This window comes from Neotabrizicola paludis, assembly GCF_044142105.1.
Classification (GTDB): domain Bacteria; phylum Pseudomonadota; class Alphaproteobacteria; order Rhodobacterales; family Rhodobacteraceae; genus Pseudogemmobacter.
Window position 1 is genome coordinate 1 of sequence record NZ_JBGTYM010000014.1, and the last position, 19,319, is coordinate 19,319.

The following is a 19,319-nucleotide window of genomic DNA, read 5'->3' on the forward strand; positions in this document are numbered from 1 at the left end:
CCGCAACCAAATAATACAATACAGATCAATGCTTTACGCCCCGCCATCCAGCGGGGCTTTTTGCTGTCCAAACGGCGCTGACCTGCTATGACTGACCTGCCACGGGTCTTTCATCCAGCCACGACCGGAGCCCTTTGGTGATTTACGCCTGTCGGGCGATTGCGGTTTTCAGATGCAGGGCGAAGCCTGCGGGGGTCTGGTATCCGAGTGCCGAGTGGGGCCGAGTTGTGTTGTAGTCTGTGACCCAGGCGTTGATCAGATGGCGGGCATGGGCCAGGTTGCGGAACAAGGTCTCGTTCAGGAACTCGTCCCGCTTCCGGCCGTTGAGGCTTTCGACAAAGCCGTTCTTCATAGGCTTGCCCGGCGCGATGTAGTGCCATTCGACCCGGTGTTCTGCGCACCACTTCAGAATCGCGTTCGAGGTCAGCTCAGTCCCGTTGTCCGACACGATCAGCCCGGGCCTGCCGCGCCGTTCGATCAGCTCCGTCAGCTCCCGCGCCACCCGGCGGCCCGAGACCGAGGTGTCGGGGATCGCGGCCAGGCATTCCCGCGTGACGTCATCGACCAGGTTCAGCACCCGGAAGCGCCGCCCGCAGGCGAACTGGTCATGCACGAAGTCCAGCGACCAGCGCGCATTGGCCCGCGCTTCGACCAGGATCGGTGCCCTGGTGCCGAGCGCCTTGCGGCGCGCTTTGCTTTTACGGACCGTTAATCTTCCTCGCGGTAGAGCCGGTAGATGCGGTTGATCCCGGAGGCCTCGCCTGCCCGCCTGAGAAGGACGAAGAGCCGCCGGTAGCCAAACAAACCTGCGCCGTTCATTGGCCAGGTCGCGCAATCGGCCCCGCAGCGCTGCATCAGGCGCCCGACGCGACTGGTAGCGGATGGTCTTCCTGTCCGCCCCGGCAATCTCGCACGCCCGCCGTTCCGACAGCCCGAACAGGACCTTCAGATGCGCGACAGCCTCGCGCTTCACAGCGGGTGTTACCATTTTTTTGACAGCAGTTCCTTCAGCGCTGCCATATCGAGCATCTGCTCGGCTAGCCACCTGGGCTTATGATGATGATCCGGCGACCCGCTGAACAGGTCGCCGCCGCTCTCGCCCGCAGCCGTCATCGTCAACGATTGCAAATACTTAGCGTGGAACGTTGTGATTCAGCGCGTCACTAACAATTGCAGTGTCGCAGTAGTGCTTGTAGGTCGCGAGTTTACCATCGCGAGCCGTCCACAGATGTATGGTCTCCATTTCGAAGGGCTTTCCAGTGGACAACGCCTTTGAACGGTACTTGCCAGTGACGATTATCGTCTCGTCGTTCGGTTGAATGAACTGATCCGTAACGACCTCCCACCCATCAAAATGTGCGCCGAAGTCTGAGAAGAATTTTTTGGTCAAGGCAAGGCTGTTGTGGTCTCCGCCATAGGGGAATCCCTTCATGATACCAAGTTTGAAATCGTCCACGAAGATCTCGGCAAAGTCGCCGTCCCCAGTGTTCACGATCGCGTAGAATCGATCAACGAGCTTACGAATAGATCGCGTCATTCTTCCCTCCCAAAAATAAAAATCCTCCGGCAGCGGTTCAAGCTGACGGAGGCGGCGTTGCCTCTGAAGTCAAGGTGCGCCATTAGGCGCGATCTGACCCATTTGATTCTGATCACATCACATGACGCTGAAGACGCTACGGCAGACGTCAATCGATGTCAATCTAAGATGCCAAACAATATCTCGAACTGCACCAGCTTTTGATCAGAGAAGAACGCACGAGCTTCGCCTCATATCCGTAAAGTGTCTTTCAATTGCGCAATCTGCTGCAGACAGAAATGTACCGCACTATTGACGTGACAATTCGCTCAGGGCCATGAGGAACGCCTGAATAGAAGAAGAGGGTGTCGCCTGAACGCAATTGAGAAATTTGCTTTCCATGGCGATAGGTTAGCTCACCGGAAAGAATGTAAATCAGCTTGACGCCGTCTCGTGGAGCATCACATTCCAGAGTAGATCCTTGCGTGAGGACAAAAAGATATGGTTCGACGAAAAGCCTGGATTCAGGTGAAGGCGAGTGTCTCAGAAGCAGGTGCCGAGCATCTTCGAACCCTGGAGGCAAGCTGACATCCGTGTCGATAATCGATTTCACATACTGGACGTTAAATTCCTTCTCATAGCTGCGGAAGAACGCCATGAGCGGGGTTGACAGCGCGCGGCTGAGGAGACGCAAAGTATTGATCGATGGACAGGCACTGCCGTTTTCCATTCGAGACATCATGCTGATTGACAAACCTGTCTCTTGCGCGAGATCAGAAATTGTCATCTTTCTGCTGCGCCTGATGGCGCGAAGTTCCTGCCCTATGGCGTGGCTGATGACGCTATCTGCCTTCTTGTGCAGAAGATCGGCGGCAGAATTGATATCGGCGCACGCGTGGATCGGCTCCCGCGCACTGCTCGCGTTGGCCAATTGGCGTTTGCACGCCGCATCTTCCTTGATTGCGGGACGCATGTTCCGAATTCCTGACATTGGCCGCGCGTGAAGAGATTGGCTGGGCTATTGCCAAGTCGCATGGCCGCCGTCCCGAAAGACGCCGGCCGCTGATCATGCACTCTCAGATGAGCCCCGCACCGACCAAAGCCCCAGCGCCGGCAATGACGAGGCCAGCCGAGCGCCTGAAAGTCACGGCATATCCGCGCGCAGCTACGGCGCAGGCGATGCCGGCAAGGTGCAGCGCTGCGGTAGCGAACACGAAACCAATCACAAACGTCGTCCAACCCGTTCCCGAGACACCTTCGGTGCCATGCGCATGGCCGTGAAACAGGGCGAATAGGCCGATGATCGACAGTCCGATTGCGGTGCGGAACTGCAGGCTCGTCATGATCATCGTGCCAAGCACGATCGCCGAAAGGACGATCGCGGGTTCGACCGCCATAAGTGGCAAACCGGCACCTGCCATCAGGGCACCCGAAACCATCATGCAGACGAACGTGAGCGGGAACTGCCACACGGCGCGCCCGCCCTGTGTGACGCCCAGGATGCCGACAGCGATCATTGCCGCAAGATGGTCGATCCCTGACAGCGGATGAAGGATCCCGGTCGCCAACCCGTCGAGGCTGCGGCTGCCCGTATGCGCAAGCGCGACGGAGGGCAACAGGATAAGGGCGGTCGCAATATGTGCAGTTTTCATGGTTCGGTCCTGTTGGGTGAGTTGGTTCGACGGTGCGGAAAGTGCATCTTTGATGCGTCGTCTGGTCATTTTCGACGCTGCTTCGGCGGGTGGCCGGTGATTGCGGTGCGTGCGAGGTGCCACAGTGCCAGCGTCGCACGTCTGAGAGGCACTGCATCACGTGCGAGGATTCGCGCGGAATAGCCGTTTACCAGCGGAAGCTTCGACAGACCGATCGCGCATCCCTCATCGCTTTGCACCGCCGCACGCGCGCTTTCGAGGCAGTGTTCCATGTCGATGTCCGGTGCGATCACGATCACGCTACCATGGCAGGTGTATGCACCCATCCGCCCGATCTGCCGCTTTGCGAACTCTGGCCCTGCAAGGCGGAATCGATCGATTGCCAGAGGCTTGTCCCCCGGTGCAAGAACGAGCAACTCGTTCTCGAACAGATCGAAGACCTCGCCCCCACCCGCCGGATCATGCGCAAGGAAACTGTCGAACAGGATCGCGCTCGCCGTTGGGTGGATGCGCAGCGTGGTCGAGGATTTCAATCTTGCGCCAGGAAACAGGATCGAGGCCTCTGGCAGATATTCAACCAGCGCGCCCGCGCTGGCAGCAATCTCGCAGCGCTGTTCTGACCCGCCATAGGTCGCGCGATGGATGATCGTCGAGGCCTGCGAGGTCACCTGGGCCTGCGCTCCGGGGCCGACATCGATTTCCGTTTCCAGCCTGTCGAGAGAATAGAGACCCCCGGAACAGGATTGGGTGTAGATAGAGGCCATTCCATGCGTCGGGCCGTCGTCAAGATAAAATGGCCGACAAAGGTGAAACGGATAGGATGAGAACTGCCTGTCGAGAAAGCTCCGCCCGTCCGGCGCGCGGGCGAAGGACAGCTGGAGCCGGCCGCGCTTGGCTAGGATCGGGTGCAGCGCCGTGTCGGGAAGCGTTCCGTCAGGCATGGGTGAACAACACGTCATGCAACAGCCGCTCGACCAGATCGTCGATCCCGGTCAGGCGTTTGCAATCGGTCTGGATCACCGGGCGCCCGGCGCGGACCGCCAGCGCCTCCTCCAGCATCCCCTCGACGCTGACCCCGACATGGGGGGCAAGGTCGATCTTGTTGATCACCAGCGTGTCGCAGCGGATGATCCCCGGACCTTTCTTGCGCGGAATGTCGTCGCCGCCCGCCGTGTCGATCACGAAGAGCCAGTAGTCGACCAGATCGAGCGAGAAAGTCGAGGCCAGGTTGTCGCCGCCGCTTTCGATGAAGATCACATCGGCTTCTGGAAACATCTGGTTCAGCCGTTCCGCGGCGGCCAGGTTCAGCGACGGGTCCTCGCGGATCACCGTATGCGGACAGGCGCCGGCCTCGACGGCTAGCACCCGCGCGGGGTCGATCAGGCCCGAGCGTTGCAGCCGAAGGGCATCTTCCTTTGTGACCAGATCGTTGGTCACCACCGCCACATCGACACCTCGCGCCGTCAGCGCCGGGATCAGCCGTTCTATCAGGGCAGTTTTGCCAGACCCGACCGGCCCGCCGATGCCGATGCGCGCGGCGGATTTCAACGCGGGCCTGCCCTTGCCCCGCATGGATGCTGACTGGTTCATGGGACCCCCTATCGGAACATGTAAAGCTGGGCGAGCGGCAGCTTCTCGGCCGGCTCGCACCAGGCCTTTTCGCCGTCGACAAAGACATCGAAGGTTTGCGGATCGACCCGGATATGCGGGCAGACATCGTTGTGCAGCATGTCGCGCTTGGTCAGCGTTCGGGTGCCGCGCGCTGGCAGCAGCATCTTGTGGATTCGCAACTTGCCGGCAAGATCGTCCTCGATCGCCGAAGGATGTACGAAGACCGCCGAGGTTTCCTTGCTGGCCATGCCGAAGGCGCCCCATTGCGGCCGCATCAGAACCGGCTCGCAGGTCATCAGTGAGGCGGCGCTGTCGCCCATCGCGCCCCAGGCGATAAAGCCGCCCTTGATCACGATCTCGGGCTTGATGCCGAAGAAGCCGGGCTTCCACACCACCAGATCGGCCAGCTTGCCTGGTTCGATCGAGCCGATATGCGCGTCGATGCCGAAACTCTTGGCCGCGTTGATGGTGTATTTGGCGATGTAGCGCTTGATGCGTTCATTGTCGCCGCGCCTGGATGTCTCCTGCGGCAGTCGCCCGCGCTGCGCCTTCATCTTCGAGGCGAGCTGCCAGGTCCGCGCGATGACCTCGCCGATCCGGCCCATGCCCTGGCTGTCCGACCCCAGCATCGAGATCGCGCCGACGTCGTGCAGGATGTCTTCCGCCGCGATGGTCTGGGCGCGGATGCGGCTTTCGGCGAAGGCCACGTCCTCGGGGATCGACGGGCTGAGATGGTGGCACACCATCGTCATGTCGAGATGTTCGTCGAAGGTGTTGACGGTGAAGGGATTTGTCGGATTGGTCGACGAGGGCAGGCAATTCATTTCGCCCGCGACGCGGATCACATCGGGGGCATGGCCGCCGCCTGCGCCCTCGGTGTGGTACATGTGGATCGTGCGTCCCTTGATCGCGGCCAGCGTGCTTTCTAGAAACCCGCTTTCGTTCAGCGTGTCGGTATGGATCTGCACCTGGAAATCCAGCTCGTCCGCCACGGTCAGGCAGGTGTCGATGGCGGCGGGCATCGAGCCCCAGTCCTCGTGAATTTTCAGGCCGACCGCCCCGCCCAGGATCTGATCGTAGATCGAGCGCGGCTTCGACGTGTTGCCGCGGCCCAGAAAGCCGAAATTCAGCGGAAAGCTCTCGGAGGCCTGGATCATCTTGCCGACGTTGAAGGCTCCACCGCAGTCGATGCCCACCGTGATCGGCCCCAGCGAGCCGCCCATCAGCGTGGTGATGCCGGTGGCGATGGCATGGTCGCACAGCTGCGCGCTGTCGAAATGCACATGCACGTCGATGCCGCCCGGCGTCACGATCAGCCCTTCGGCATCTCGCACCGTGGTGGCTGCCCCGCAGATCAGCTTTGGATGCACGCCGTCCATCACATCAGGATTGCCGGCCTTGCCGATGGCCACGATCCGGCCATCCTTGATCCCGATGTCGCCCTTAACGATGCCAACCACCGGGTCGATCACCGTCGCGTTACACAACAGCATATCCAGCGCGCCCATCGCACTGTCATAGCCGGCCATCAGGCCCAGACCATCGCGCAGGGTCTTGCCGCCGCCGTGCAGGCATTCGTCGCCCGGCACCAGGAAATCATGCTCGATTTCGGCAAACAGCCCGGTATCGCCGAGCCGCAGCGCATCGCCCTTGGTCGGGCCATACATGCGGGCATATTCTTTCCGTGTCATCCAGGCCATGCGTCACGCTCCCTTGAAACCGCGTTCGCGGGCCCGTTGCAGGGCAAGCTTCTTGTTTTCCGCACTTTTCGCGGAACCGTTGGTCAGCCCGTTCAGCCCGTAAAGCTCTTGGTTGCCGCCGAATTCGGTCAGCGTGACCTCCTTGGCCTCGCCCGGCTCGAACCGCACCGCGGTGCCGGCCGGGATATCGAGCCGCAGTCCGTAGGCCGCCGCGCGGTCGAAATCCAAGGCCCGGTTGGTTTCGAAGAAATGGTAATGCGAGCCGATCTGCACCGGGCGGTCGCCAGTATTGCGCACCTTGATCGCGACGGTGCGGCGCCCAGCGTTGATCTCGATCTCGCCCTCGTCCACCACAAGTTCGCCCGGTTCCACACCCTGGACCATGACCTTGCCGGGGCGGATCGGGTCGTGCACCGTCACCAGCTTGGTGCCATCGGGGAACAGCGGCTCCACCTGGATGATCGAGATCAGGTCGGCCACGCCCCGCATGACGTCGTCTGTGTTGAGCAGCGTCGATCCAAACGAGATCAATTCGGCGACGCTGCGCCCGTCGCGTGCGCCTTCCAGAATCTCGTCTGTGATGAAGGCCACGGATTCAGGATGGTTCAGCTTCAGCCCGCGCGCCCTGCGGCGGCGGGCAATTTCGGCGACGGTAAAGATCGTCAGCCGCTCCATCTCGGTAGGTGTCAGAAGCATCCTTGTCTCCCTGCTTCTAATTCACGAACAGACGCATCTCGTCGGTTTCGTGGTTCATCGATGCAATTTCGATCTGGGGGGTGAAGCTGTGCAGTGCTTCCGGTGGACAAAGCGGTTGCCGAAGAACCTCCTCGATCCGCGGCAACAGCCAGGCATGGATGGCCTGCGCATCCATATGACCGATGACCGACAGCCGGACGGCCGCGCCCAATATTCCGGTGCAGAGGCCATGCGCCGACATCACCTGCGCCTGCGCGGCATCGAAACCCAGCTGCCCCCACAGCATACCCTGCACCACCGCGATATGGCCGAAGCCAAACCCGTCCTGCACAAGCTGCCGATACTCGGCGGCCAGCGGGGTCTTGAGGCGCCGATGCACGTTCAGCAACGCCAGCCCCATTCGGGTGGATCCAAGACGAAGCTCTGCTCCCAAAGATTGCGCATCAACCAGCGCATCCAGAACAGCCAGTCGGTCCAGATCCTTGCCGGCAGCAAGCGCATGGGCAACAACCGGACGGTCCAGATCGGCCCAGCGTCCCTCGATCTGCGTCAGGAGGAATTCGGCCAGATCATCCCTGCCGGCCACGATGCCGCGATTGCATAAGGCCTCTAGCCCCCAGGAGAAGCTGACAGCCCCGTTGGGAAACATGGTGTCGGCATGTTGCAGGGCCGACAGCATGGTCAGCAGGGGATCAGGCATCTCCCTCGCCCCCGACCGCGACTTTCCCCTCGGCCAGCAGCCCCTCCAGCCGGTCCAGATAGGTCTGGCGCGGGCCTTCAAGTGCAACATAGATGCGGTTCTCTGCAAAGCGGACCTTCCAGTGCAGGTTGCCGATGAAATAGCCCAACTCCAGCGCCGCGCTGGGATCGGGGGCGGATAGCGCCAGCCATTCCCGCTGGCTCAACCGCACCACGATCGCGCGATCCTTCGAAAGCGCCAGCACAGCACCGTCCGACAGACCGATCTCTCGCGGCAGGTTGATCGCACAGTCCGTGCCGCGGTCGGTCGTCAGCCGGAACCGCCGCCGTGCGACATCGTCGGGTGCAATCGTCAGCACCTCGACGCGATCGTGATGCTCCAACTCGTGCAATGCCTCGGAAAAGCGCGGCTCCGAAGCATATCCCAGGATCGTATCGAGTATCTGAACCATGTCTCCTCCTCAGACCGACAGGTGCTTGTGAACCAGTCCCTCGGTCAGCGCCTCGATCGGCCCGCCAACCACGGGACTTCCCTTTTCGAGAATGTGAAACCGCTTCGCCGCCACACGGCAGAATCGGACATTCTGCTCGACCAGGATGATCGTCAGCCCGAACTCGGCGTTCAGCCGCATGATCGTATGCTCGATCTGCTTGACGATGTTGGGCTGGATCCCCTCTGTCGGTTCATCCATGAGCAAGATCTTCGGCTCAGAGGCCAATGCCCGCGCGATTGCCAGCTGCTGCTGCTGCCCGCCCGACAACAGACCGCCTTGACGGTCCATATTGTCACGAAGATAGGGGAACAGCTCGGGCACCAGATCCGGGATCTTGCGCTTGCCTTGCGGATGGGCGAAGCCGCCCATCAAAATATTGTCGCGCACACTGAAATCGGGAAAGATCTGCCGCCCCTGCGGTACGATCGCAATTCCAGACCGCGCCCTCTGATAGGTCGGCAGATCAATGATTTCTGCCCCATCCAATTTCATCGAACCGCGCGAACTGTCGGTCAATCCAAGGATACAGCTAAGCAAGGTTGTCTTGCCCACACCGTTCCGGCCAAGAACCGCATGGATCGAATGCCGCTCCACGATCATATTGATGTCATGAAGGATATGGCTTTTGCCATAAAAGGTGTTGACCTTGTTCAGCTCAAGCATGTCCGATGCCCCCGCTGCCCAGATAAGCTGCGCGAACGGCCTCGCTGTTCTCGATCTCATGCACCGTGCCTTCGGCAAGATTTCGACCCTGATGCATGACAGTAATCCGCTCACAAATTGCCCGGACGAAACCCATGTCGTGTTCGACGACAAGGATTGTATGCCGACCCTTGAGCCGCGTAATGATTTCGGCTGTTTTCTGCGTTTCCTGCGCGGTCATGCCCGCCGTGGGCTCATCCAGAAGAATAAGGCGCGGATTCTGGACCAAGAGCATTCCGATTTCCAACCACTGGGTCTGTCCATGGCTTAGAATTGCAGCCTCCCGATCCAGAACATCGCCGAGTTCGGTCAACTCCACCGCATTCTCTACATCCGAAGGCAGGCGTCGACCGATGCTTCTGAGCACGTTCGAAAACACCCCGGTCTGCCGACAATCGGCGATCAGAAAGTTCTGACGGACAGTCAGCTCCTTGAACACATTCGGAATCTGGAACTTACGGCCGATGCCCTCACGGGCAATCAGATGTTCTTCCCAATTGGTGATGTTTTTCCCGTTGAGAAGAACCTTGCCACCGGTGGATTTTGTCCGGCCGCTGATCAAGTCCATCAACGTCGTTTTGCCGGCACCGTTCGCGCCAAGAAGAACCCTCAGTTCGCCATCGGATACCCTAAGGTTCATACCATCAACGGCCTTGAAACCATTGAAGCTGACTTCCAGATTCTCGACGACAAAGTTAGCATTGGATTGTGTCATGTCTACCCGTTCGCCGAGTTTCAGTTCATGGCTTGCGTGTTTCATCAGATCGTTGTCCTTTTGCGGCCATTCAGCTTCCGCATAAAATCTGTCGCAAGTCCGGCCAAACCCATCGGAAGCCACAGAACGATTGCGAGGAAGATGATCCCGATCAGAAGTTGCCAAGCATACAGGAAGCTTTCGGTCTCGCTCAACGTCGCACCGACGTAATTAAGCAAGATCGCCCCGATACATGCACCCAGCAGCGATGTTCGGCCACCAACCGCCGCCCATACCACCATGGTTACCGAGAAAGAGATATCGAGGAAGGTCGGTGAGGCAAACTCCGAAACGATCACATAGAGCATACCGGCTAGACCGGCAACCATTGCAGAGACGACAAAAAAGAAGATCTGATAGGCCGAAACCGAATAGCCCAGGTAACGCGCACGGTTCTGATTGTCACGAATTCCCTGAAGGATCAAACCGGCCTTTGTAGAAACCAGCCACCGCAGGCCAAGTAGAACTCCAGTCAGGCAGATCGCGACCACATAATAGGTGCTCTTCAAATAAGGGTCGAGTTCCAGACCGAAGAGATTAAAGTATGCCATATTAGTAATGCCGTTGAAGCCACCCGTCACCTGCTGCTGATCCACCAGCAAAAGCCGGGTCAACAGGGTCAATGACAATGTTATGATGGCCACATAGACCCCCGACACCCGGCTGCGGCCAAGGACATAGGCAACCAGCCCGGCAAAGATACCCGGCACAAGCAGGCCCATCGCAAAACCGAACCATTGGGATTGGAACGGGACCCATATCCAAGATCCGGTGACAATCTGGCCCAGCTCCGGGATAGCCTTCGGTTCGGCATTCAGAAGCATGAAATCGGGGATAGGTGTGCTCCCGCCGGCCGGTGATGACCCCGCGAGCTTCAGTGAAAAGGCAATCGCATAGGCCCCGACGCCGAAGAACATGCCCTGACCCAAATTCAGGATACCCGCATAACCCCAACTTAGGCTGATCGCGACACCGCACATTCCAAAAACCAAGTATTTGGCAAAGCGGCTGAGCCAGAATTCATCCATGTACAGTGGAAGGATGAAGATGAAGGCAATAAAGCCAACATAGCCAAGAATTTCGAGCTTTTTCTCAGAGAACATTTGCTTGGCCTCACCGCGATCTCGTAAAGAATAGGCCCTGGGGCCGGACAAGGATGATGATGATCACCCCCGCAAAGACGGCGGCTTGCGCGAGCACATCATTCCAGAGAATTGCAAGCAGGGCGCGCACTTCCCCAAGAATGCCGGCGGAGAAGAGTGTCCCGAGAAGGCTGTTGACGCCGCCTGTAACAACGACAAGGAACCCATCGATCACGAAGGACGACCCCATGTCGGGCTTTACCGATTCAAAGCCAGACAGCAGTACGCCGGCGACACCGGCAATGCCCGCGCCGTATGAGAATGCAAGCGTGTTGATCCGCTTGACATTGATTCCGCAAGCCGCCGCCATCTTGGGATTCCGCGTTACTGCCCGCAGTTGTGTTCCCAGCGATGTCTTGTAGATGATCACCCACGTCACGCAGAAGGTCGCGATGGAAACCACGATGACAAAGGTTCGGAAGATTGGGATGTTTGCTCCGAGAAGGTGAAAGCTGCCCTGCAGTCCGACCGGCATTCCGGAATTCTGAAGACCCGGGCCAAGTCCATCGATATGAATCCCCAGGAAGGTGAGGCCGAATTCCAATCTTATCAATTGTTGCAGAATGATGGCAATGCCCCAGGTTGCAAGGAGCGTGTCCATTAGGCGACTGTAAAGCTTTCGCACGACGAAATATTCGATCATGAAGCCGACACCAGCGGCGACAAGGAATGCGACAGGGATCGCGAAATACATGCTGAAACCAAGATGAATACGTGTAAGAACTGCGCAATATGCGCCTATCATCAGAAGTTCGCCATGTGCCATGTTGATGATGCCCATGGCGCCGTACGTGATGCTGAGCCCCAGGGCGATCAGCAGAAGGATCGAGCCCACGCTCAATCCTAGGAAGACGGATTCCATCATTGTTATCTTGTCCTGTCGTCCGAGAATCGGGTGTCGGGGCGACGGTCCTCGTCGCCCACACTGTGTGACTAGGCCCCGCGCAAAAGGTTTTATGCGCGGAACCGTTAGATCACTTAGGTCAAATTTTCAGAGTTTGCTGGAATCGAGACCGTTCGCAGTGCAGTACAGATTGTCTTCGGTCTCACCGGCAATGGCATAGGGAAGCGGACAGGTCAGTTCCTCTTCGTCGATGATTTTGCCCTGACCGTCTGCACCCCATTGCGCGATGCGCGGCCGCAGGTAAGTGTGCATGTTCTCCGGATGGATTTTCACGGTGCCGCCTGGCGCATCGAATTCTTGACCCCGCGCCGCTTCATGAATGGCCATTGGCGTCAAGTCTTCACCCGCATTCAACACGGTTTCGACCGCCTGTTTCCAGATGTAGACTTGGAAATAGGAGGATTCGAGCGGGTGATGGGTGACAGCTTTGGGATCCTTGCTGAAATCACGCCACCTCTGGATGAAGTCCTGATTTTCCTGACGGTCGATCGCTTGAAAATAAGGAAAGGACGAATACGATCCGGCTGCAAATTCGGCACCCATCGCCGCGATCTCGATCTCGGACGCGACGGTAGCGCAGATCGGCACGTCTTCTTGCGCCAGGCCGGCATTGCGGAACTCACGGTAGAAGGCAGAGATCGAGGGTCCGGAGACAACGTTTGACAGAATGGCGTCGCAACCCGAGTTCTTGATTTTGGCAACCATTGCGCCCCATTCGGTGTCGCCCAGCTCAAGATATTCATCGGCGACCCATTCAGCGTTGTTTGCCGCAAGCAAGGCTTTCGACACCTGCGCCATTCCCTTCGGATAGGCGTAGTTTGAACCCACGATGAATATTTTTTTCTTGCCCAGCGTCTTCACCATCCAGGGGATCAGGTTGTAAAGCTGCTGGTTCGGGACGGCGCCTGTATAGACGATGTTCTGCGAGCACTCGGATCCTTCGTAGAAAGTCGGATAGAAATACAGGTTTTTTCTCTTTTCGAAGACCGGTCTCGCCGCAAGTCGCGATGCAGTCGTGTAGGAGCCGAAAGTGGTGACCGTCTTGTCACTGATCACCAGCTTGCTGGCTTTTTCGCTGTAGACTTTCGGGTCGGAAGCGCCGTCTTCGACAATCGGCTTGATCATTCGGCCTGCGATCCCGCCCGCCGCATTGATCTCTTCAATTGCCATCCGGGTTACATCCGACAGCGATCTCTCGGGCACCTCGAGAGCGCCAGTCAACGAAAATAGGACGCCCACATCGATCGTATCGCCGGTGGCTGCATTTGCCATCAGGCTTTCATCTTTGATCCAGATATGGGGAACACCACTCACTGCAGCGCCTGCAAGCACCGAGGTTTTAAGAAATTCTCTTCGACTCCAGAAATTAGGCATCAAGACCTCCCGTCGGTCCATTGGGCACAGTAGTTCCCACGGCAAAGCCAAGGCTCTGTGCATTAGATTATTTTTGTGATCAGGAGTGTCGGTCAGAGCGCTATAGCGTCGCGCTTGACTGGTCGACGCATCGTTGCGTCCACTCCGTTGAAAAACGCTGCCCGATTCTCGGTTACTTGTCAACTCTTGGCTTCAGGAGAAGTCTCGGCTGCGCTGGTTTCAATTTTATCTAGCTTTTCTAATGCGTTAAACACGTCGTCGGCACCTGCGATCACCTTGGCAATTTCCAGCATGTTGACCCGCCGGTTCATCGCATAAGTCCTTAGCGCCTTGTGGGCATCTTGTTCGGTCATCCCGTGCGAGGCCATGAGGACCTGCTTGGCCTTGTTGAGCGTTTTTTCGGACTCGACTCGGGTTTTGAGTCTCTTGGCCAGATTTGATAAATCTTTGTGCAGCTTGAAGTTATTTTGGGCGACGAAGATATTCGCAACGACGCCGAAACTTCGGACCGGCAAGCCAAGAACGGCGTGTGCGTTCAGCTTGATGGCTTCGCGGACGATGGCAGGATTTTCGAAGTCCAGAAGAGCAAGCAGCGCGGCCGGCGGGTCATCACGGTTCCAACGCAGCTTGACGTTCCCTTCGGCGACCGACCGAAAAGCGACACAGACGACATCGGCAAGTTCGTACAGTGGAGGCGACGGGGGCCAGCTGGCCTCGGTCAGGAACCCCACCCGCTGAAGGTGGCGCTGCAAGGTTTCGCGATCGTGACCGGGGGGCTGGACAAGCAGAATCCGAATGGACCTCGTATTCCGCATCGCAAAGCTCAATCCTATCCTAAGGACAGTTTATCCGTGACCGGCGCAGACGGGCGTCCCATGTCGTGGTTGATGAGGTAGGGGTCGGGTGGGACGCTTCGAGGGGAGGTATAGTGGATTTCTATCCTGCCGGCTGCATCCACAACGCCGATGCGCGACCACAGGTATGCATGGTGGTTTTCCGCGTCGACGCGGATGTCACCCTGCGGTGCGGCAAATTGTGCGCCCAAGACGGCGTCGCGCAGTGCCGGCGTCGATGTGGTCCCACACCTGTCCAGAGACTTCGCGAACACCATCACCTGATTGTAGGCGGCCTCGGCGGCCGAGTTCGCGCGGCAGCCAGCGCCGAACCTATTTCGGAATTCATCCACGAACCGTTTGCTCGCCGGTAGATCGACCGAGTCGAAGAAGCTGGCCGCGCAGTAGTGCCCCCTCGCGACATCATGGCCCATGCGATCAATCTCGGTCTCGGTTGTGACGATGCTGGCGATCGGCACACCGGCCTTGCGCAACTCGGTCAGATGGAATGCCGAATAGAAGTCGACGATCTGATCACCGACCAGAATGGAAAACACGACATCTGGCCGGGCATTCACGATATCTCGGACGACGTTCTCAGCCTGTCTCGGGCTGGAATCGAGCGGGAGATATCGCTCACCCACGACCTTTCCACCGGCCTGCCCAAGCAGTTCCTTGACGATCCGGTTGCTTTCCCGGGGAAAGACGTAGTTTGCCCCGACCAGATAGAACGAGTCGCCGAATTTCCGCATCATATGATCGACGAGCTGGACAGTGTATTGATTTGGACTGGAGCCGAAATAGAATACGTGATCCGAATACTCGAAGCCTTCATAGAAGGTCGGGTAGAACAGAAGACTGTTGGTCTTCTCTATGTTCGGAATCATTGCCTTGCGCCCGGCGGACGTGTATCCACCGAAGATCACCGATATGCCCATCTCTTCCGTGAACACACGCGAGAATTCTCGGTATCGGGCCTCGTCCGAAGCCGGATCCATTTCGGTCGCGACGATCGGTTTCCCCCGCACCCCGCCGGCCTTGTTTATCTTTTCGATCGCGAGGCGCGTACCGTTCAGCAAAGCCCTTTCTGCCAGAGCCGTCGGCCCCGTTTGCGAGAAAAGAACGCCGATACGCCAGCTGTCATCAGAATTCATCACGCCAGAGCATACAATGCTCCCTTCAAACTCAAGTTTTGGGTTTTGCATCGCCCAGCATCACCCTCGAGCGTCCAAGGTATGATGTTTCGCGCGGCGGTCCAGCTCGACCTCGTTGTCGAATGCGCTGTCCACTTCGCAAGGGTGCTACCACAACGTGATCGGGCTGCCAAGATGGGAAAACTGTCCCGACAGGCCGGGTCGCCGGTCCCTCCGCGTCGAGGAGCACAAGGCCTTATGCTACAGTAGATTTTGTACCCGAGCTTCCGCTTTTGTGCGCTGTACAGCGATGCGAGAGTATTGCCGACTCTCCGGCGGCGTTGCTCCGAGATCGCCGCCCCATCAGAGTCTTTGCGGTCAGCGCTACTGACGCCTGGGTCCGCCGTTAGACTTGCTCGCATTCTGCAAGATCTGGCTGCGTGACCGCATCAGTGACACGGCCTTGTTTTGGCCCTGGCGCGCGGCCATCGCCCGCTTCAGTAACGCCTGAAGGAAAGAATGGTATTCGCATGGAAGATCGCATTGGCAAGTCTTGCTGGTATTGCCGTAGCCTCCCTAAAGATCAGCCAGAGCTTTTCCGAGGAAATTCACGCCATTGACGCGGCAGTGGCCGGTCATGTGTGGCGCTGGTTTCGCGGGCATTGATTGCCGCCCTTCTTCGCGAGGGTAGGCTGGTTCAGCTTTCCGGTATCGCGGTGCCAAGGCGAAACTTATGGGCGGTATTTCTGCCCGGCCATCCGGCAAGAGACCGGCCGCCTATTGTGCTGGAGTGGATCCGGCGACAGCCTTAAAGCATACCGCTGAACAGGCAAGACCTGCCCATTCAGGCGAGGATTGATACCGAAAGGCTACGGATGATGGAGTCTTCACCGTTGATTGGCAGGAGATCCATCGGACAGGCAGAGATCACCGCAATCAGATCCATTTCAGCGCGGAAGGTGACCTGATCTCCCGGGCGTGAGACAGGGGGAAGCCACAGAATATCGCCGCTCTCGCGTGGCGGCGTGTTCATCCAGAGGTTCAACGGACAGGGGATTTCAGGCAGCAAAATGCCGATTGCAGAAAGGGCCATGCGCAAATTGTCGGTGCAGTTGTCGTGATACCCTTGGTGACCAAGCTTGTGATACCGGTGGATGTCGCAGGAAGCGATCAGGGTGTCATGCACGCCGGGGGAGGTGTCTTCGAGGAGAGTCAGAATCGCCCGACGCCGGTTCGTCACCATAGCATCACCCGGCTGCGGCGTGAGCTTGCGGAGATCCGGTCGCATATGCTCCATTGACAGATGCTCGCCGGGATCCGCTTCGGAGAACGCCCAGAAGTCGCCGACCTGGCTGCCATGGGTGTTGATGACCCGCAAATGCTGGCCCTTGCTGACCCGGACCGCGCGGCCCTGGCGGGCGGGGATCTCGAGAATGGTGCCCGGATCAGAGCGACCGGATTTCCCCAGCACTTCGGTTGCGGAAGCATTGCGTCCGTCTGGCTGATGAGCGGTGAAGGGATGGCGAAGATCGGTCATGTCGGAATTCCTTCGAAAATCGGCACAGCGTAGGGGCGGGTGGGCTCAACGGTCGAGCTCCAGACGCTGCTGGCTCTCATCCGTGAGACATGCGCAGCAATGTTTTGGAGGTGCCGCTAGTTTCCTAGACGCCCGCTTCGTTCAGTTTCTGCTGCCTGATTTCGAAGTCAACGGGCGATAGCATGCCGTTGTTCGTGTGCTTGCGTTTCGGGTTGTAGCACATCTCGATGTAGTCAAACACGTCCTGCCTTGCGGCTTCGCGGGTCGGGTAGGTGCGGCGGCGGATACGTTCGCGCTTCAGGAGCTGGAAGAAGCTTTCCGCGACAGCATTGTCATGGCGGTTCCCTCGGCGGCTCATGCTGGCATCCAGATTGTACTGGCTGAGGAACAGCTGCCACTCGCGGCTGGTGAACTGCAATCGCTGGTCTGAGTGGATCAACACCTTGGCTTTGGGTTTGCGCCTCCAGACGGCCGCGAGCAGAGCCTGCTGCGCCAAGTTGGTCGCCATCCGAGATTGGGCGGACCAGCCGACCACGCGCCGCGAGAAAAGATCGATCGCGCCCGCCTGATACAGCCAGCCCTCATGGATCTTGATGTAGGTGATGTCATTCACCCAGGCCCTGTCCGGCGCATCGACCTCGAACTGGCGGTCCAAGCCGTTGGACGCGATGACAGCAGACTTTCCGCCATAGCATCCAGGGCGGCGCTTGTATCCGATCTGCGCCGCGATACCTGCCAGGCCAGCCAGCCTGGCCACGTGTTTCTCGGAAATTTGCTCTCCCTGGTCACGCAGGTCGTCGGCGAGCTTGCGATAACCATAGACCTTGCCACTCTCGGGCCGAGCCTGTCGTCTCAGGGCCGTCTGCCGCAAATCTTCCTGCGCGCGGTGGTTTAACGTTCGTTCAGCCACGCATACCCACGAACCCGAATCTGCTGCACCGCGTCCTGCTAGAACTCATCGCTGTAGTTGCTCCTCCCCATCTCGGCCTCCTTGCCTCAAAGTTGGGGGGCAAAGCGTCTACAAATCTAGGGGCACCTCACAGATCTGTTTCACATGGCGCCAAGCTCCGCGCCCGTGACCTTGGCGCCCGCCACGAGATTGCTGATGAAGTCCCGCGCGGCGCAGGACCAGGCGGCTTTCTCCAGGGCGGTGGCGATCCGAGGCTGGACGGTTTCGAATGGCAGTTCCGCACCCAGGGCGAGCGCATCCATGCGGATGATGTGATAGCCGTGGCGGGTCAGAACCGGCGCAGATGTCGTTTCCCTTTCGGCAAGGCCGCGCAGGGCGGCCTCGAATTCGGGAACTGTGTCGCCGGGGCCAAGCTGCCCCAGTGCGCCACCCGCCATGCGCGATCCGCAGTCACTGTGCCGGGCCGCAAGCCGCGCGAAATCGCCCGGGCGGTCGCGCAGTTCCTCTTGCACCGCAACGGCCCTGGCAAGGGCAGCAGACTTCGCCTCCGGGTCGCGCGGATCGCAGGCCATCAGGATGTGAGAGACCTCCCACAGCGGCGGCGTGCGGAAGCGGGTCGGATCGCGGGACCATTCGGCGCGGATGGCCTCATCGCCGGGCGGATCCACATTGACCGTCTGGTCGAGAAGGTCGCGGATCAGCGCCTCCTCCTCGGTCTCGAACCGGCCGGGGCCGACCTCGGCCGGGTGGGCGACAAGCCCTCGCCGCCGCGCTTCCTGCAAGAGCAGTGTCCGCACCGCGACCGCATTCGCCGCCTTGCGCCACGCGATGCCGGGCTTGCCCGATGGCGCCGCGTGGTTCTGCACCTCGGCGGCGACGAGCGTATGGGGAACGACTTCGCCGTTGACGATCAGGTCGGGAAAAAGCGAGGCGGTCATGGCAGTTCCTTCGCTGTGCGGCCACGCTGTGGCAAAGGCGCCTGCCGACGCGAGCGGACGATCTGATAGCCTGGCCGCCAGAGGAAGCGGATCGGTGCCGAAAGCATGTGAACCAGCCGCGAAAACGGGAACAGCAGGAGGATGGTCAACCCAAGGAAGATATGCAAATGGAAGATGATCGATGCGCCTTCGGTGTAGCTGGCGGCATTGGGATCAAAGGTAAAGATGCCCTGCGCCCAGAGCATGAAGCGCACCATCTCTTCTCCATCGAGATGCTGGAGCGAGGCGAAGATCGTCAGCAGTCCAAGCACCAGTTGCGCAAGCAGCAGCGACAGGATCACGATGTCCATCTTGCTGGAGGTCGCGCGGATGCGTGAATCGGCGAGGCGGCGGTGGATCAGGAGGATGCCGCCAACCAGCGCGATGACGCCTGCAACCCCGCCAGCCACGATGGCCAGCACCTGTTTCGCGCCATGGCCGATGCCGAACAGCTCGATCAGCCACAGCGGTGTCAGAAGGCCGAAGAGATGGCCGAAGAAGATCACCAGCACGCCGAAATGGAACAGGACCGAGCCGACCATCAGCTGCCTGCGCCGCAGAAGTTGCGAGGACGAGCTTCTCCAGGTGAAGGGATCGCGGTCGTACCGTGCGACCGATCCGATCAGAAGCACGGCGAGCGCGATATAGGGATAGATGCCGAAGATGAAGTTGTGCATATGTCCTC

Annotated in this window: 20 protein-coding genes and 1 pseudogene; all 21 read right to left on the reverse strand. The window is 59.1% G+C overall.

Going from position 1 to position 19,319, the window contains the following annotated elements; all coding sequences use genetic code 11:
* Positions 1 to 142 precede the first annotated feature (142 nt).
* The 21 genes and pseudogenes from ACED67_RS20560 to narI all read right to left on the reverse strand — a co-directional run bounded on the left by ACED67_RS20560 (position 143) and on the right by narI (position 19,311).
* Complete coding sequence (locus tag ACED67_RS20560) at positions 143 to 988, reverse strand: IS3 family transposase (protein WP_395543609.1); 846 nt, start codon at positions 986 to 988, stop codon at positions 143 to 145.
* A gap of 144 nt (positions 989 to 1,132) precedes the next feature.
* Positions 1,133 to 1,537 (reverse strand): nuclear transport factor 2 family protein, encoded by a 405-nt coding sequence (locus ACED67_RS20565; RefSeq protein WP_395543610.1) that lies wholly within the window; start codon positions 1,535 to 1,537, stop codon positions 1,133 to 1,135.
* Between the two features lie 250 nt (positions 1,538 to 1,787).
* Positions 1,788 to 2,489 carry a helix-turn-helix domain-containing protein gene (locus ACED67_RS20570; protein ID WP_395543611.1) on the reverse strand — a complete coding sequence of 234 codons (702 nt, stop codon included), beginning with the start codon at positions 2,487 to 2,489 and terminating at the stop codon, positions 1,788 to 1,790.
* A gap of 103 nt (positions 2,490 to 2,592) precedes the next feature.
* Positions 2,593 to 3,237 carry a HupE/UreJ family protein gene (locus tag ACED67_RS20575; RefSeq protein ID WP_395543612.1) on the reverse strand — a complete coding sequence of 215 codons (645 nt, stop codon included), beginning with the start codon at positions 3,235 to 3,237 and terminating at the stop codon, positions 2,593 to 2,595.
* Complete coding sequence (locus ACED67_RS20580) at positions 3,234 to 4,109, reverse strand: urease accessory protein UreD (RefSeq protein WP_395543613.1); 876 nt, start codon at positions 4,107 to 4,109, stop codon at positions 3,234 to 3,236. Before ACED67_RS20580 ends, ACED67_RS20575 begins: the two co-directional genes overlap by 4 nt.
* A complete protein-coding gene (gene ureG, locus ACED67_RS20585; RefSeq protein ID WP_395543614.1) occupies positions 4,102 to 4,758 on the reverse strand; it encodes an urease accessory protein UreG in 657 nt (218 codons plus the stop codon). The genes ACED67_RS20580 and ureG overlap by 8 nt, the downstream gene beginning before the upstream one ends.
* Positions 4,759 to 4,766: 8 nt before the next feature.
* Positions 4,767 to 6,479, reverse strand: a complete 1,713-nt coding sequence (ureC, locus tag ACED67_RS20590; RefSeq protein WP_395543615.1) for an urease subunit alpha — start codon at positions 6,477 to 6,479, stop codon at positions 4,767 to 4,769.
* Between the two features lie 3 nt (positions 6,480 to 6,482).
* Positions 6,483 to 7,175 (reverse strand): urease subunit beta, encoded by a 693-nt coding sequence (ureB, locus tag ACED67_RS20595; RefSeq protein ID WP_395543616.1) that lies wholly within the window; start codon positions 7,173 to 7,175, stop codon positions 6,483 to 6,485.
* Positions 7,176 to 7,191: 16 nt separating this feature from the next.
* Positions 7,192 to 7,875 (reverse strand): urease accessory protein UreF, encoded by a 684-nt coding sequence (locus ACED67_RS20600; RefSeq protein ID WP_395543617.1) that lies wholly within the window; start codon positions 7,873 to 7,875, stop codon positions 7,192 to 7,194.
* Entirely contained in the window at positions 7,868 to 8,326 is a 459-nt protein-coding gene (gene ureE / locus ACED67_RS20605) for an urease accessory protein UreE (RefSeq protein ID WP_395543618.1), read from the reverse strand. The genes ACED67_RS20600 and ureE overlap by 8 nt, the downstream gene beginning before the upstream one ends.
* A gap of 9 nt (positions 8,327 to 8,335) precedes the next feature.
* Entirely contained in the window at positions 8,336 to 9,031 is a 696-nt protein-coding gene (gene urtE, locus ACED67_RS20610) for an urea ABC transporter ATP-binding subunit UrtE (RefSeq protein ID WP_395543619.1), read from the reverse strand.
* Positions 9,024 to 9,785: an urea ABC transporter ATP-binding protein UrtD gene (urtD, locus tag ACED67_RS20615; protein WP_395543658.1), complete on the reverse strand. Its 762-nt coding sequence runs from the start codon at positions 9,783 to 9,785 to the stop codon at positions 9,024 to 9,026. Before urtD ends, urtE begins: the two co-directional genes overlap by 8 nt.
* Positions 9,786 to 9,829: 44 nt before the next feature.
* Positions 9,830 to 10,927, reverse strand: a complete 1,098-nt coding sequence (urtC, locus tag ACED67_RS20620) for an urea ABC transporter permease subunit UrtC (protein ID WP_395543620.1) — start codon at positions 10,925 to 10,927, stop codon at positions 9,830 to 9,832.
* Positions 10,928 to 10,937: 10 nt separating this feature from the next.
* On the reverse strand, positions 10,938 to 11,831 hold the full coding sequence (urtB, locus tag ACED67_RS20625) for an urea ABC transporter permease subunit UrtB (RefSeq protein ID WP_395543621.1): 894 nt from the start codon (positions 11,829 to 11,831) through the stop codon (positions 10,938 to 10,940).
* 126 nt (positions 11,832 to 11,957) lie between these two features.
* Positions 11,958 to 13,244 carry a transporter substrate-binding domain-containing protein gene (locus ACED67_RS20630; RefSeq protein ID WP_395543622.1) on the reverse strand — a complete coding sequence of 429 codons (1,287 nt, stop codon included), beginning with the start codon at positions 13,242 to 13,244 and terminating at the stop codon, positions 11,958 to 11,960.
* Between the two features lie 179 nt (positions 13,245 to 13,423).
* Complete coding sequence (locus ACED67_RS20635; RefSeq protein ID WP_395543659.1) at positions 13,424 to 14,059, reverse strand: ANTAR domain-containing response regulator; 636 nt, start codon at positions 14,057 to 14,059, stop codon at positions 13,424 to 13,426.
* 14 nt (positions 14,060 to 14,073) lie between these two features.
* Positions 14,074 to 15,231: a transporter substrate-binding domain-containing protein gene (locus ACED67_RS20640; RefSeq protein WP_395543623.1), complete on the reverse strand. Its 1,158-nt coding sequence runs from the start codon at positions 15,229 to 15,231 to the stop codon at positions 14,074 to 14,076.
* 823 nt (positions 15,232 to 16,054) lie between these two features.
* On the reverse strand, positions 16,055 to 16,747 hold the full coding sequence (locus ACED67_RS20645) for a DUF1989 domain-containing protein (protein ID WP_395543624.1): 693 nt from the start codon (positions 16,745 to 16,747) through the stop codon (positions 16,055 to 16,057).
* A gap of 124 nt (positions 16,748 to 16,871) precedes the next feature.
* Positions 16,872 to 17,662, reverse strand: a pseudogene (locus tag ACED67_RS20650) (IS3 family transposase); the annotation flags it as partial.
* A 135-nt stretch (positions 17,663 to 17,797) separates the two neighbouring features.
* Positions 17,798 to 18,595 carry a peptidylprolyl isomerase gene (locus ACED67_RS20655; RefSeq protein WP_395543625.1) on the reverse strand — a complete coding sequence of 266 codons (798 nt, stop codon included), beginning with the start codon at positions 18,593 to 18,595 and terminating at the stop codon, positions 17,798 to 17,800.
* On the reverse strand, positions 18,592 to 19,311 hold the full coding sequence (gene narI / locus ACED67_RS20660; protein ID WP_395543626.1) for a respiratory nitrate reductase subunit gamma: 720 nt from the start codon (positions 19,309 to 19,311) through the stop codon (positions 18,592 to 18,594). The genes ACED67_RS20655 and narI overlap by 4 nt, the downstream gene beginning before the upstream one ends.
* Positions 19,312 to 19,319 lie beyond the last annotated feature (8 nt).